1 protein-coding gene is annotated in these 885 nt (G+C 59.3%); it reads left to right on the plus strand.

Features of this window, described 5'->3' with window-relative positions:
* Positions 1 to 383: peptidase inhibitor family I36 protein (locus OSB71_RS24200; protein WP_265950941.1), on the plus strand; the 383-nt coding region annotated here is incomplete at its 5' end.
* Positions 384 to 885: the final 502 nt, after the last annotated feature.

The following is an 885-nucleotide window of genomic DNA, read 5'->3' on the forward strand; positions in this document are numbered from 1 at the left end:
TGGCCGGCGTCAACCCTTCCAAGGCCGAGCGCGTAGAGGCCACCGTGCAAGCCGCAGCAGGCGACGGTTGTCCGACTGAAGTGTTCGGAAACGATTGGTACTGCTTCTACCAGTACAAGAATTTCGGCGGTCGACGACTCCAATGGAACGCCTACCACCAGAAAAAGTTCTACTTCTCTAAGTACGACTTCGTGAACCGAACCTCGTCATGGTCCAACAAGGGTGCTCTGATTATTCGCGTCTATGGCAGGACAGTGTCCGGAAGTGACGCATCGTGCAATAACGTTCTCTGGGATATGGGTCAGCATTCGCGGAATGCGGCTCTCGGATCGCATCTCGATAACCGGGCAGACTGCTTCGATACCATCGGCACTCCCAACTAAGATAGTCTAGAGACGCGGGCACGCTTCGGGGAGGCCGAAGAGGTGAACGCCAACCTGGCCTTCCCGGAGCGCTTGCCGACTACAATACAGCGCGAATGTAAAATCCTAAATATAAAGGCTGGGGCGAGCGAGCCTTACCCGTCTGAATCGTCCGCAGGTCAAGTGCGCCCCCAACTGCATCGACCGTGCCGTCGACGCCGTTCACGCCGTCAAATTCGCCTGGGCTCAGGAGGAGAGAAGGTTGCCTCACAGAGTACTCGCGATCAAGCAGCGGCTGCCGCCCTACCCCGATTGAACGCGCTTGACGCCGGACGGCGCCGTCCCGGCTGAACCCGGTGGAGCGGTGGTTCGCCGAGCCCTACGGAATGAAGTTCCGGCGCGGCGACCACCGCCCCGTGCAAAGTTTCGAACGAGGGGTCCGAAACTGGCCTCGCCCACTGGAACGACAACCCCCGAGACATGACCACCTGGCTTAAGGCCGCCGACGAGATCTTCGACATAG

Source organism: Streptomyces marinisediminis (genome assembly GCF_026262575.1).
Lineage (GTDB): Bacteria > Actinomycetota > Actinomycetes > Streptomycetales > Streptomycetaceae > Streptomyces > Streptomyces marinisediminis.